Here is a 14,351-nt window from a genome sequence, read left to right as displayed (position 1 = left end):
GGTAGCTCCTTTAGCTGTTCGTCCTGATCGGCGGCTACTCGATGCGGGTGGTCGGGTAAGGCGAGTAGCCTGGTGGATGCACTGCGGGGGCTCCAGGCAACGCCCGTGCCCCCGCAGGTCAGTGGTTCAAATTATTCGGCGGACTCAGTCGCCGCAGAGTCAGTTTCAGCAGCTGCGTCGTTTTGCGCGGTACCGTTCTGTTCCAGCGCAATCTCGTTCGCGCGTGCGGCGTGAGCGGCAAGGTTCTTCGCATCGCGGGCTGCGCGGCGGATCTTCTTATCGGTCACCTCACGCTCGCCCACATTCATGGGAATCCACGCGTTCATATCTTCTTCAGAGAAGTCAGTCTTGGACGCGCGACGCTTCGGTGCCAGGCGCACCGCACCGTCAGCCAGGCGACGGGCAACCACCAGGAACGCGGTGTGCGCAACCATGCGGTGGTCGGGGCGGACCGCCAGACCCTCCACGTGCCAGCCGCGAACAATGGTCTCGTCACATTCGGGTTCGGTGAAGCGGCCGTCCAGGCGCATGCCCTCAACCAGGCGGGACATCTGGGTCACGGTCGCAACGTAGCAGATGAGCACGCCGCCGGGTGCGAGCGCCTCCGCCACAGCGTCCAGGCACTCCCAGGGTGCGAGCATGTCGAGGACGACGCGGTCGACGCTGCCGGGCTCTTCAACCTGCGGCAGGGTGTCCTGCAGGTCGCCGATGCTCAGCTTCCACGCCGGGTGCGGGCCACCGAACATAGTCTCAATGTTGCCGCGGGCGACGTCTGCGAACTCTTCGCGACGTTCGAAGGAGTGCACGCAACCGTAGTCGCCGACCGCACGTAGCAGGGCGATGGACAGCGCACCGGAACCGACGCCTGCCTCGACGACGCGCGCGCCGGGGAAGATGTCAGCCTTGACGATAATCTGGGCGGCGTCCTTGGGGTAGACGACGGCTGCGCCGCGCGGCATGGAGAGCACGAAGTCCTTGTAGAGGGGGCGCAGCGCCTGGTAGAGGATGCCGTGAGTGTTGGCGATGACGGTGCCTTCGGGTGCGCCGATGAGGTCATCGTGCTTGAGGAAGCCCTTGTGGGAGTGGTATTCGCCGCCTTCGGCGAGGGTAATGGTGGTGATGCGGCCGCGTTCGTCAGTGATCTGGACGCGCTCGCCGGGGCGGAAGGGGCCGCGGCGGTTGATTGCGCCGGTGGGGGTGGGGGTGCCGCTGCTCACGGGGTGATTCTCCTCGGGTTTGGGTCAGTCTGTGCTGTTCGCGCTTTGCGGCGAACTGTGGACGGAAAAAGTCCTTTTCTATTTTAGCGGAGACTGCAAATCGGCTGTGGCGTGTTACCCCGCAAGCGTGATAATGAGGCGGCGGCTCCCCCGCCCGGTTTTATTACACCGCGGTAGAAAGCTGGCGCATTACATGGAGGCACAAAAAAGCGCAGGGCGGCAGCCACGGCTTTCACACCGTAGCGCCGCTCCTGCGCTTCAACGTTTTGTGGGGTGTTGTTCCTTAGAGGACCACGCCCAGGCGTGCCGCCAGGATGTCACGCACCAGCGCGCCACCGCCGACGGTGGTGTCCGCCAGAGCCTTCACAGCCCACGCATCCACAGCCGCCAGTGCCGCCGGTGCGTTCAGGTCCTCGCCGAGCGCCTCACGCACATCGCCCAGCAGCTCAACAGCCGCCTCATCGGTAACGCCTTCGGAACCCTCACGGCCCTCAGCCATCGACACCGCATGACGGTAAGTGTCCAGGCGAGCCTTCGCGTGCTCCAGGAGCTCGTCAGTCCAGAACCAATCCGAACGGTAATGCTGACCCATAATCGCCAGGCGCACTGCGTTCGCATCCTCACCGGCTGCGCGCAGACGCGAAACCAGCACCAGGTTGCCGCGGGACTTGCTCATCTTGTGGCCGTCCAAACCGACCATGCCGGTGTGCGCGTAATGCTTCGCGTGCGGGCGTGCAGACACAGCCCACGAATGGCCAGCACCCAGGTCGTGGTGCGGGAAGGTCAGGTCGTTACCACCAGCCTGAACGGTCAGCGAACCATCCACGAACTGGCGGGCAATCATCGTGCACTCGATGTGCCAGCCGGGGCGGCCCGCGCCCAGCTCGCCGGCGTCCCAGCTCGGCTCGCCCTCACGCTTCACACGCCACAGCAGCGGATCCAGTGCGTCACGCTTACCGGCACGGTTCGGGTCGCCGCCGCGCTCAGCGAAAATCTCCAGCATCTCATCACGGGTCAAGTGGCAGACCTCGCCCGGCGCCCACGAGTAGCCCTCAGCGTTCGCGGGCAGCTCACGCACAGCCTTCAGATCCAGGTACACGTCACCGTCAGGATGCACCACACCCTGCTCGTCGGTGAAACCGGGCACGCGGTACGCCAGGCCGCGGCGCAGCAAATCCTCAATCAGCGGGAACAGCCACTCAATGGACTCCACCACACCCACATAGTGCGCCGGCGGAATCACGTTCAGCGCCTTCATGTCGGTGCGGAACAGCTCCGTCTGATCCTCAGCCAGCTCACGCCAATCAACGTTCGTGGCGGTCGCACGCTCCAGCAGCGGGTCGTCCACATCGGTCACGTTCTGCACATAGGTGACCGGCACGCCCGCATCCAGCCAGGCGCGGTGCAGCAGGTCAAAAGCAACATAGGTGGAGGCGTGACCCATATGCGTCGCGTCGTACGGGGTGATACCGCAAACGTACAGGCTCGCCGCCTTATCCTCCTGAACCTGAACAATCTCACCAGCCGCAGTATCAAAAATACGGGGCAGAGCAGCCTGACCGGGCAGAGTTACAGAGGCGGGGGCATCCCAAGCTCGCATGGGTTTCCTTTCCGTAAAAACGCCCACAACCGGTGGACGCGCCACACCCGCCGCCCAACCTCAAGGCATGCGGGTGCCAAAAAATCTACTCCAATAAGAATACCCGCCCGTGAGAAACTCACGGACGGGTATGTCATATCACGCTGAGGGCTAAAGCCTTAGAACGCCGAAGAAGTAGCGTTCAGAACGCCAGTGCCCAGACCAACGAAAATCAGGATACCGAGCGCAATGCGGTACCAGATGAAAATGCCGTAGGACTTCGAAGACACGTACTTCAAGAACCAGCCAATCATCAGGTAACCCACCACAAACGCAACCAGAGTAGCCACGATAGTCGAGGGAATACCGTAGTAGCCGGTCGCCTCCTCGCCGGTGACCACCTTGAAGGTCTTGTACAGGCCAGACATGAACACGGCAGGCATGGCCAGCAGGAACGAGTAACGTGCCGCAGCCTCACGGGTGTACCCCATGAACAGACCCGCAGTAATCGTACCGCCCGAACGGGAAACACCCGGGATCAGTGCCAGCGCCTGTGCGCAACCGTACAGCAGGCCGTGACGGAAAGTCAGGTCCTTCAGCTCACGCTGCTCACGACCAAAACGGTCCGCAAGGCCCAGGAACACAGCAAACACAATCAGCATGGTCGCCACAATCCACAGGCTACGGAACTGCGTGTCAATGTAGTCTTCCAGCAGCAGGCCCAGAACGCCGATGGGCAGGGAGCCAATAATAATCAGCCAACCCATGCGGGCATCCGGGTCATTGCGCGGTACACGACCGGTAAGAGCGCCAAACCACGCCTTCACAATGCGCACAATATCGCGCCAGAAGAAAATCAGAACCGCAGTCTCAGTACCCAGCTGGGTGATTGCGGTAAACGCGGCGCCCGGGTCAGCCCTCTCCGGCAGGATCTGACCAACAATGTTCAGATGCGCCGATGATGAAATCGGCAGAAATTCGGTAAGGCCCTGAACGAAGCCCAAAATAATTGCTTGAATCCATTCCACGCATTCAAGGATACAGGAGGCGCACCCGCCCGGGGCGGTTCGCCGAAGGTGATGTGGAACTTCCGCAAACCGCCCCGTCCACACTGTGAAACGCTCAGGGTGCCGGTTCCGGCGGTACACCACGGTGCAACCGGGGCTTATCCACGGTTCAAGGAGACCGCGCAAACACCTCAAATGCGCGCTCTCCGGCGAGTCGAAGGTGCGTCAACGGGCAAGCGTACTAGCCGCACGACCAGTCAAAAACACCAGTCTCAAAATCAAAAACAGCGCTACCGCACCCAAAATTCAGCACATCAAACTCATCGAACTCAATATAACGAGCCGTCAGATTATCCGGCAGAGCCTGCGCATAAAAATGAGTGCCACCCAGGTGAGTACCCACCGCAATTAGCGGCTTCGCCCACTCAAACCACGCCGAATCCTCAGCATCCCAATCGAAAGGACTCAGATAACCAGTCTGCGGGTCAACATTCTCAAACACATCACTGGGAACCTTACCGGCATTCGGATCATCCGTCGGAACCCACCCCACAAGAGCAGGCTTACGAGCCAGCGGCTGCTGACGATCCGCCAAAGCCCAGGCGCTGAAGCTCTCCTCCTCACCGCGATGCTCACCGGGCCGGCGCACATCCTGCGGCGGCTCCGTACGGGACGAGAACTCCTCCTCACTCAGGTACAGCACCGCAAACTCAGCATCCAAAATATCGCGCAACAACAACTGATACGGATGCACCCGCGCCTGCGCATACTGCACCTCAAACGGGTCATCACTAGCAGCATTAGCAACACCCTCAGTCGCCTCATCCTCAGCGAACTGGCCATCACCGGCAAAGAAAGAGAACGCCACAACGCCCGGATACTTCTGCGCATCCGGCAGGTACTCCCCCGGCAACCTCACCGTAAAAATATGCTGCATCGGCAAACCAGTAAACGTACTGCGCGGCCACTGATCCTGCTCAATACCGGGACCAGTCGAGCCCACCCAGCCAGCTTCCCACACCTCGGGGTAACCGGCAGGCAGAGCAGTATCATCACCACCGCGCAGCTCATAATTCCAGGCACGAGCAGAAGAATCGGTGCCCGCCGCATCAACGGGGCTAAACACCATCGCGTAGCTTTTCATGAGAGTTCCTCTCCGCAGATTATTCGCCCCACAGCCCGCCAATGCGCACACCACCTGCGCACATTAAACGCCTAAGGGGCGGGATACATACTCCCAGTATGCGTCCCGCCCCCGCTTCATGCGCGGCTAACGGTCACCCGAAAACCTTGCACAAAGCATGTACGGCTATCGCCTACGCCTGACGCTCATCACGCAGCGCACGGTTCACAGCCGAAATCATCGCCTTCAAAGCCGCACGAGTCGTCGAGCTGTCCACGCCAATACCCCACAGCACGCGAGAACCAACAGCAGCCTCAACGTAGCAGGCAGCGTTAGCAGTCGACGAAGACGACATGGTGTGCTCCGAATAATCCATCACGCGAATATCCACGCCCTCGCCCGAAAGGATGTTCTGCAGAGCATCCACCGGACCGGTACCCGAAGCAGTACGAGTGTACGTGTGACCATCAATGTTCAGACCAACACGCAGAGTAGTCGCACCGGTATCAGCCGAATCAATATTAATCGACTCAATACGGTACTTACCCCAACGGTTCTGCGGATCCGGAGCCGGCAGGTACTCATCCGCGAAGATGTTCCACAGCTTCTGGCTGGTCATCTCGCCGCCCTCAGCGTCAGTACGAGCCTGAACAATCTTCGAGAACTCAACCTGAGCACGACGCGGCAGATCCAGGCCGTGATCCTGCTTCAGCAGGTACGCCATACCGCCCTTACCGGACTGCGAGTTCACACGAATAATCGCCTCATAGGTACGACCCAGATCGCGAGGATCAATCGGCAGGTACGGAACCTCCCAGTACACCTCGTCCACGGTCTTACCCGCCTCAGCAGCGGTACGCTCCAGAGCCTCAAAGCCCTTCTTAATAGCGTCCTGGTGAGAACCAGAGAACGCAGTGAACACCAGATCGCCACCATACGGCGAACGCTCGTGCACCTTCAACTGGTTGCAGTACTCAACAGTCTTACGGATACCGTCAATATCAGAGAAATCAATCTGCGGATCAATACCCTGGGTGTACATGTTCAGACCCAAAGTCACCAGGTCAACGTTACCGGTGCGCTCGCCATTACCGAAAAGGCAACCCTCAATACGGTCAGCGCCCGCCAGGTAACCCAGCTCAGCAGCAGCCACGCCGGTACCGCGGTCATTATGCGGGTGCAGCGACAGCACAATGTGCTCGCGGTGGTTCAGGTTGCGGTGCATCCACTCGACAGAGTCGGCGTACACGTTCGGGGTAGCCATCTCAACGGTAGCGGGCAGGTTCACAATCAGCTCGCGGCCGTTCTGACCGACCTCCAGCTCCTCAGCCACAGCGTTCACCACGCGAGCCGCGTACTCCAGCTCAGTGCCGGTGAAAGACTCGGGCGAGTACTCGTAGATGACCTTAGTGTCAGAGATCATCTGCTCTTCGTACTTGCGGCACAGGCGCGCACCCTGCAGGGCGATATCCAGCACGCCCTCCTGATCCTGGTTGAACACCACGCGACGCTGCAGAACGGAGGTCGAGTTGTAGAAGTGCACAATCGCCTGCGGTGCGCCCTCAATCGCCTCAAAAGTGCGGGCAATCAGGTGCTCACGCGCCTGCACCAGAACCTGAATGGTCACATCCGAAGGAATATGACCGTCCTCAACGAGAGTACGCACAAAATCAAAGTCAGTCTGCGACGCCGAAGGGAAACCAACCTCAATTTCCTTGTAACCCATCTTCACCAGCAACTTGAACATGGCAAGCTTACGGTCGGTGTCCATGGGGTCAATCAGCGCCTGGTTGCCGTCACGCAGATCCACTGCGCACCAGCGCGGAGCCTTCTCAATGACCTTATCCGGCCAGGTGCGGTCCGGCAGGTCAACAACAATCTGCTCGTGGAAAGGGCGGTACTTGTGTACCGGCATGGGGCTGGGCTTCTGGTGGTTTTTCATGATGAATTTCCTGTTGGTTGGTCCGTCTCGCTCTACCCCAATTGTGGGGCTCGTACCGTGCCGGGTATCGGTCCCCGGCAGCCGTGGTCAAGGCGGTGCATCAGAAAGGATGCAAAGGTGAGATGCCGCGTCAAAAAGCCGGAACGGTCGCGGCAGATTCTAGTGTGCCCCGTTCCGGCGAATAAGCAGCAGGTTCACTGCCTGGCGAGTAACCCCGCGCATGCTCTCACCGTCAATAGTCATGCCTCCACGCTATCACAGGGGTCGGAGGCGGCGGCAGGGCACCCGGGAAGCCGTCCATCATCTGGAAAGAATCAACGACAAAGGGGCGCAGCCACCATTTCTGGCGCTACGCCCCTTCACTCAATATTCACGTATCTGCGCTATGTTCTACTAGCTACAACCTAGTAGGCGAAAGCAGTCTGGCACTTGTGCTGATCAGCAGTCTGACCGGTCGCGTTACCCGCAATCGCAGCCTCCTGCTTCTCCATCGCCTCACCGGACGGGAAGTCAGTACCAATCGTCACCGACACGCCCAGAACCTCTTCAGTAGCCACCACGCGGGTCACGTTCAGCTTCGCGGCGATTTCCTTCGCCTCCGCCTCGTAACCGGTCGAGTAGAACACCGTGGTGAAGTTCGTCGGGTTAGCCGAAGTACCGGGAGTAACATTCGTGTAGCCTAGGCCCTCAATCACCGAAGCGATCGTAGCCGAGCGACCATCCAGACCGGTCGCGTTGTACACGTTCACCGGAACCGTACGATCCAGCTGAACCGGAGCGGCAGAAGTAGCCGGCGCCTCCGGAGCCTTCTCCTCCTTCAGCGACTTATCGTCACGCAGACGCTGGAACACGTTCGCAGCATCCGCAGAAACCTGCAGGCGGTTCTCATCCTGGCTCCACGGCTCAGTCGGCACCGTCGCAAACACAACATTCGACAGGTCCACGCCACCAAGAGCCGCACCAACACCCACCAGAGTGCTGATATTACCCAGGTTCTTATCCACCGTCACGTTCTGAGTAATCGCCTCAGCAATATTAATCAGACGGCCCGGATTCGACAGAGTACCCTCGCTCTTCACCTTACGCAGCAGCGAAGACAAGAAGCCCTGCTGAGCCTGAATACGACCAATATCGGAACCATCCGAGAAGCCGTGGCGGCTACGCAAGAACGCAAGAGCCTGCTCACCCTCAACAGTAGAAGTACCCGCAGGAAGCTTCAGGCCACTGTACTCGTCATCAATCGGAGCGTCCACACACACCTGAACGCCGCCAACAACCTTCGACAGCTCCTTCACAGCGTTAAAGTCCACCAACATGAAGTGGTCAATATTCACACCGGTCAGCTTGCTAATGGTTGCCACAGTACAACCGGGGCCACCGCGAGACAGAGACTCGTTAATCTGAACGTTCTCCTCAGCCGGGTACACGGTGCCGCTCTCAGGATCAGTACACTGCGGCACATCAACCATCAGGTCACGCGGGAACGACAGCACGCTCACGTTCTTACGGTCCTTGCTGATCTGCAGCAGCATCATCACGTCCGCGCGAGCCTCAGAATTGCGGTCATCCTCATCGCCGTACGCGCCGTTATTGCCCTTACGGGTGTCGGAGCCAATCACGAGAATGTCCAAGGCGCCGTTCTCCAGGCCGTTCTTGTAATTGCTGATGTTCAGCTCCTGAGTATGCAGATTATTGCGCATACGCAGAGCCAACACGCCACCAAAGCCAACAACAATGACGAGCATGCAAGCAGTAAGCAGAGCAATCCACTTATTGCGGTTTGAAGTCATCACCGTCGTGCGCATATGACGACCGGTGCTTCGTAAACGAGGTGCCTGGGGCATACCTTTTCTCTTTCTGCCGGTGAGCAAGTGCTTTCTCAGAGTAACACTCTTCCCTATGAGCGCCGAATGAGAGTGAAAAGTTTCACCCGGAGGCATGCACATATTTCTGCAAGCCACCGGGTGAAAACTATGGATGCGCGACCGCCCCGAAGACAACCTCTCAGGGCCACCTTTCGGGGTGACCTCGCAGGGGTGACCTCTCAGCGCAAATTCTCTGGGCGATGCGCTCAGGAAAGCTACTAGAATCCCAAACGGTTCAACGCACGCGCGTCAGACTGCCATTCCTTCGCAACCTTCACATGAATATTCAAATAAACGCGGGTACCGAGCAGCGCCTCAATCTGCTCACGAGCCTTCGTACCAATCTTGCGCAGGTTCGAGCCGCCCTTACCGATAATGATGTACTTCTGCGACTCGCGCTCCACATACAGGTTCACGTGCACATCCAGCAGCGGGTTATCCTCCGGGCGGCCCTCACGGAACTCCATCTCCTCAACCGTCACAGCAATCGAGTGGGGCAGCTCCTCACGCGCACCCTCCAGGGCCGCCTCACGCACCAGCTCCGCGATGAGGGTTGCCTCCGGCTCATCGGTCAGCTCACCATCCGGGTACAGCGGCGGCGACAGCGGAGTGTACTGCGCCAGCAGGTCAGCAACCGCATCCACCTGGAAATGCTTCACAGCAGACACCGGGATAATCGCAGCCCAGCCGCCCTTACCGTCAACCGGCATCGGCTCAGCGACCTCACCGGCACGGCGCTTAGCCGCAGGGCCCGAACCCTTCGCGAAAGGCACAGCATCATTCTTGCCGCCCTTACCCTTGGGGCCCTTACCTTTCTGCTTCGCACGATGCGCGGCGCGCTTAGCACGAGCCGCACGCTCAGCGCTCATGACTTCCTCGCCGAGCGCCTCAACAGCCAGCAGCTGCTCACGCAGCTCGTCGGAGTTCACGGTATCGGCCTTGGTCACAATAGCAACCACCGGCTTATTGCTCGACGCCACCAGCTGCGACGCAATGTAACGGTCACCCGGACCGATCTTCTCATTCGCCGGAATGCAGAAGCCCAGCACATCCACCTGCGAAAGAGTGCTCGCCACCAGGTCGTTCAGACGCTCACCCAGCAGAGTGCGGGGGCGGTGAATACCCGGGGTGTCCACCAGAATCAGCTGGTACTCGTCCTTGTGCACAATACCGCGGATCGTGTGGCGGGTCGTCTGCGGACGGTTCGAGGTGATAGCCACCTTCTGACCGACCATAGCGTTCGTCAGAGTAGACTTACCCGCATTCGGGCGGCCCACCAGCGACGCGAAGCCCGAACGGAAATTCTCCGGGTAGGTCGGTAGCGGGGTGCTCAAGTCCAGAGTGCTCAAATCGAGCGGGGTGTACTCCTGGTCCATGTGTTTCTCCTTGTTAAATCCCGGGGTCAAACCCCGTGCGGGGTATGGGATGCCAGCCTCATCTGCCTGCGCCTTCCGGGGCGGGGCGGCCGACTCAAAGTGTGTTAGGGAAAATGCGGTGTCTATATTCGATATCTAGCGGTTGCCGTGCTGATCGATTGCCGGTTCAGCCTCTGCAATATCTCCCGGAAGATCCGGATGCGCATGCGGCTCAGCTACAGCGGGCGGGTCGGTATCCACGGTGAGGATGTCAGCAACCTCAGACTTCGGGGAATTAGAGGCCGGGGAATTAGACGCCGTGGAACCTTCAGCGTTCTGCTGCTCATCACGAGGCGGCTCATACCACGCCTGCAACATATCGACCTGGTGGCGGCGGCCCGACGAACCAATCGCACGAATATGAATGCCGTCAATCTCAATCTCAGAACCGACAATCGGCACCATACCCAGATGCTTAGCGAGCAGACCGCCCACCGTATCAACATCTTCATCGTCGAGTTCACGACCGAAAATTTCGCCCAGCTCATCAATACCCAGACGGGCAGAGAGACGGAACGTGCCGTCGTCATTCAGCGTGTACTCGGGGCGCTCACGGTCGTACTCATCAGAAATGTCACCGACCAGCTCCTCAATCAGGTCCTCAAGGGTAATCAGACCGGCGGTGCCGCCGTACTCATCAACAATGATCGCCACGTGCGTGGACTCGCGCTGCATCTCACGCAGCAGGTCCATGGCGCGCTTCGACTCGGGCTCAAAACGAGCCGGGCGCATCAGCTCAACCACGGTCGGCAGGGCGGTACCCTCCGGAGACTCCGAATGCAGGATGAAGGCGCGCATCGCGTCCTTCAGGTAGAGCACGCCCAGAATCTCATCGCTCGAATCACCAATCACCGGCATGCGCGAATAACCCGAACGCAGGAACAGGCTCAGCGCCTCACGCAGAGGGGTGTCACGGCTGGCGGTGAGCATGTCGGTACGCGGAACCATGAGCGAACGGATGCGGGTATCGTCCATCTCAAAGACGGACTGCACCATCTGCGCCTCGTCGTCCTCAATGGTTTCAGCGTCGGAGGCGCGGTCCAGGAACTCGCGCAGCTCCTCCTCATCGAACACGCCCACCGGGGCCTCAGCCGAACGTTCCGGCGCCAGGCGCACGCTGAGCTTATCGAGCAGACCGGTCGCCGGGCTCAACAGAACCGACAGGTAGTGCACCGGGCGAGCCAGCATACGAATAGACGCGACCGGGCGGTTACGGCCCAGAGCACGCGCCAGCACATGCAGAATCGGGTAGCCCACCAGCGCAACAATCACGAGGGTCAGCACGACGGCGAGCGCGTGCACCTCGACCAGGTTCAGCAGGCAGGTCATGGTGGCGAGCACTGCGGCGGCTGCCGCAATGAGGCGGGTCAGGCGCAGCGGGTGCGTGTACGCCTCGGAGTCACCGTCGAGGGTGCGTTGCAGGACGCGGGCGCCGAGGGTGTCCGGGTGTGCCTCCACTGCCTCCTCGGCCTCGTTGTGCGGCAGGTAGGTGAATGCGGTTTCGGCGATTGCCGCGACCACGGTCAGGCAGAGCGCGAGAACGGCGAGGAGGGCTGTGAGTAGAATGTCCACGCCGCTCCCCTAGTGTCGGGTTTCGACCGGTGCCGGGCGGCCCAGGAACTCTTCGAGGATGGAGCGCTGAATGCCGAACATTTCAGCTTCCTCTTCGGCGGTGCCGTGGTCGTAGCCGAGGCAGTGCAGAATGCCGTGGGTGGTGAGCAGGCACAGCTCATCGAGGGTGCTGTGGCCCGCGTCTGCGCCCTGACGTGCGGCGACGGGTGGGCAGAGGATGATGTCGCCGAGCATGCCGCTGGAGGGGTTTTCGGGGGTTCCCGGTTCCAGCTCGTCCATGGGGAAGCTCATCACGTCGGTTGCACCGGGCAGGTCCATCCACTCGATGTGCACGCGTTCCATTTCGTCTTCGTTCACGATAGCGATGGACAGGTAGGTGTCATCGGCAAGGTGCATGCGCTTGAAGGCGTGCTCGACGAGGCGGGTGAGCACCTCGGTGTCTACCGCTTCGAAAGATTCGCGGATGAAGGCGTCGGTTGCCGGGTCGGCACCGGTTGCGGGTTCTTCACAGTCGAATTCGATCTCTGCCACCGTTTAGCGTCCTTCCGGGGTGGTCTGTGCGTTGTCGGGGTTCTGCTCGGCGTTCTTTTCGGAGCCGCCGTTGATGCCGGCGCGGTCCAGCAGCTTCTCGGCTGCGGCCTCGATGGTAGCGCGCTTGACCTTGCGGTTGCGCTTGCGTTCCATCGCCTTCTGGTCTTCGCCCCACTGGTCGTAGGCGGACACAATGTTCGACACCAGGGTGTGGCGAACCACGTCAGAGGATTCCAGGATGCTGAAGTGAATATCCTCCACGCCCTGCAGAATGTTGCGCACCTGCTTCAGACCGGAGGCCGCGCCACCAGGCAGGTCAATCTGGGTGATGTCACCGGTAATGACCATCTTCGAGCCGAAGCCCAGGCGGGTCAGGAACATCTTCATCTGCTCGGCGGTGGTGTTCTGCGCCTCGTCAAGGATGATGAACGCGTCATTGAGGGTGCGGCCGCGCATGTACGCCAGCGGTGCGACCTCGATGGTGCCCGCCTCCATGAGCTTGGGGATGGTTTCGGGTTCGAGCATGTCGTGCAGTGCGTCGTAGAGCGGGCGCAGGTACGGGTCGATCTTCTCGTTGAGGGTGCCGGGCAGGAAGCCCAGACGCTCGCCAGCCTCCACGGCGGGGCGGGTGAGGATAATGCGGTTCACTTCGTGGCTCTGCAGCGCCTGCACAGCCTTCGCCATGGCGAGGTAGGTCTTACCGGTACCCGCCGGGCCGATACCGAAGATGACGGTGTTCGCGTCGATAGCGTCCACGTACTTCTTCTGGTTAATAGTCTTGGGGCGAATCGTGGTGCCGCGGGTGGAGAGGATGCTGGCGGACAGCGAGTGCGCCGGGTTGCTCAGCTCGTCACCGAGCATGCCCATGAGGCGGTGAATGACCTGCACGGTAATCTGCGTGTCGTGGCTGGAGAGCACGCGCAGCTCGTTCAGCAGCTTTGCGGCGGTGTTCACGGCCTCGGAGGGGCCGGTGATGAGCACGTCCAGGTCCTTGGGACGCAGGCTAATCTGCTCGAAGTAGTCCTCGATAATCGCCAGGTGCGCGTCCTGCGGGCCGAGCACGGCGATCATTTCTGCGGCGCTCTTGAAGGATACGGTGCGCGCGGTCGAGAGAGGTCGGGAGGTAGTCATATGGGCTCCTTGGCTAGTGATGTATTTACAAGTATAGATGCGCGTGATGCACCACGCACCGGAGGGAATCCAGTAGCGGGCGCTCTACCAGCGGCCCAGCACCACGTTCAGGGTGCACATGGCGGCAGAACCGGCGGTGGAGGAACGCAGCACCTCGTCGCCGAGTAGTGCCAGCTGCGCGCCGGCGTCGGTGAAGAGCTGCACTTCGCGGTCGCTGATGCCGCCTTCGGGGCCGACGAGCAGGTAGATCTCTTCGGGCAGGTTCTCTGCCTCTACCAGCTTGCGTGCCAGGGCGCTGAGGCGTTCGGTCGCCTGCTCATGCAGGATGAACACGGCGGCGGACTGCTCGGAGCCTTCACCGGCAACTTCTTCAATGAGTTCCACCAGGTCGGCGGTGCTGTACAGGTCGTACACTTCGGGAATGAGCGCGCGGCGCGACTGCTTCGCCGCGGCGGTGACGGTGTTCTGCCACTTGGTGTGTGCCTTGGAGGCGCGCTCCCCCTTCCAGCGCACGATGGAGCGGTCCGCGCTCCACGGAAGCACACCGTACACGCCCAGCTCGGTCGCGGTTTCGATGGCGAGCAGGTCGCGGCCGTCCTTCGCGAGCGCCTGCACCAGGTAGATGGAGGGCACGCTACGTTCCTCGCGCAGCTCCTGCACCTGCACGCTCACGCCGTCCGCATTGATGGAGGCGACCGTACCGAGTGCGCGGCGGCCGGTGCCGTCGCCCAGGTCGATGCGTTCGCCGAGCTCAAGGCGCTTGACGAGGGCGTGCTTGCCTTCGGAGCCGCCGAGCGCACAGGTGGCGCCGGGGGTGAGTGCGTCGTATTCTTCCGTGCTGATGTAGAAGATGGGGGCGCTCATGGTTCTCCTTGAGGTGCGGGCTGAAAGCGTGGGTGGAGTGTGAAATAGGTGTATAGCTTAGCGCGGGCGCGTACAGCGCAATGCTGACAGGAATGCGGCGGGGGG

The 14,351-nt window shown here is 60.7% G+C and carries 11 protein-coding genes; all 11 read right to left on the bottom strand.

Annotated features, from left to right (window positions below):
- Positions 1-131: 131 nt before the first annotated feature.
- The 11 genes from HMPREF2919_RS04975 to HMPREF2919_RS04925 all read right to left on the bottom strand — a co-directional run bounded on the left by HMPREF2919_RS04975 (position 132) and on the right by HMPREF2919_RS04925 (position 14,246).
- Positions 132-1,217: a tRNA (adenine-N1)-methyltransferase gene (locus HMPREF2919_RS04975; RefSeq protein ID WP_049353078.1), complete on the bottom strand. Its 1,086-nt coding sequence runs from the start codon at positions 1,215-1,217 to the stop codon at positions 132-134.
- A gap of 283 nt (positions 1,218-1,500) precedes the next feature.
- Entirely contained in the window at positions 1,501-2,817 is a 1,317-nt protein-coding gene (gene mshC, locus HMPREF2919_RS04970; protein ID WP_070666575.1) for a cysteine--1-D-myo-inosityl 2-amino-2-deoxy-alpha-D-glucopyranoside ligase, read from the bottom strand.
- A gap of 158 nt (positions 2,818-2,975) precedes the next feature.
- Positions 2,976-3,824 carry an undecaprenyl-diphosphate phosphatase gene (locus HMPREF2919_RS04965; RefSeq protein WP_070666569.1) on the bottom strand — a complete coding sequence of 283 codons (849 nt, stop codon included), beginning with the start codon at positions 3,822-3,824 and terminating at the stop codon, positions 2,976-2,978.
- Between the two features lie 220 nt (positions 3,825-4,044).
- Positions 4,045-4,947: a hypothetical protein gene (locus HMPREF2919_RS04960; protein WP_070666566.1), complete on the bottom strand. Its 903-nt coding sequence runs from the start codon at positions 4,945-4,947 to the stop codon at positions 4,045-4,047.
- Between the two features lie 172 nt (positions 4,948-5,119).
- Entirely contained in the window at positions 5,120-6,868 is a 1,749-nt protein-coding gene (gene leuA, locus HMPREF2919_RS04955) for a 2-isopropylmalate synthase (RefSeq protein WP_070635203.1), read from the bottom strand.
- Positions 6,869-7,272: 404 nt separating this feature from the next.
- Positions 7,273-8,712, bottom strand: a complete 1,440-nt coding sequence (locus HMPREF2919_RS04950) for an LCP family protein (protein ID WP_049356922.1) — start codon at positions 8,710-8,712, stop codon at positions 7,273-7,275.
- A gap of 239 nt (positions 8,713-8,951) precedes the next feature.
- On the bottom strand, positions 8,952-10,109 hold the full coding sequence (locus HMPREF2919_RS04945) for a GTPase Era (protein WP_171840184.1): 1,158 nt from the start codon (positions 10,107-10,109) through the stop codon (positions 8,952-8,954).
- A 135-nt stretch (positions 10,110-10,244) separates the two neighbouring features.
- Positions 10,245-11,720: a hemolysin family protein gene (locus HMPREF2919_RS04940; RefSeq protein ID WP_070666563.1), complete on the bottom strand. Its 1,476-nt coding sequence runs from the start codon at positions 11,718-11,720 to the stop codon at positions 10,245-10,247.
- A gap of 9 nt (positions 11,721-11,729) precedes the next feature.
- Positions 11,730-12,251: an rRNA maturation RNase YbeY gene (gene ybeY, locus HMPREF2919_RS04935; protein WP_005505992.1), complete on the bottom strand. Its 522-nt coding sequence runs from the start codon at positions 12,249-12,251 to the stop codon at positions 11,730-11,732.
- Positions 12,252-12,254: 3 nt separating this feature from the next.
- Positions 12,255-13,382: a PhoH family protein gene (locus HMPREF2919_RS04930; protein ID WP_012903516.1), complete on the bottom strand. Its 1,128-nt coding sequence runs from the start codon at positions 13,380-13,382 to the stop codon at positions 12,255-12,257.
- An 84-nt stretch (positions 13,383-13,466) separates the two neighbouring features.
- Entirely contained in the window at positions 13,467-14,246 is a 780-nt protein-coding gene (locus tag HMPREF2919_RS04925; RefSeq protein ID WP_070666560.1) for a 16S rRNA (uracil(1498)-N(3))-methyltransferase, read from the bottom strand.
- Positions 14,247-14,351 lie beyond the last annotated feature (105 nt).

The organism is Rothia sp. HMSC068E02 (assembly GCF_001813565.1).
Taxonomy (GTDB): domain Bacteria; phylum Actinomycetota; class Actinomycetes; order Actinomycetales; family Micrococcaceae; genus Rothia.
The sequence above is the reverse complement of the archived record's forward strand: the minus strand, read 5'-3'. Positions and strand labels throughout refer to the sequence as shown.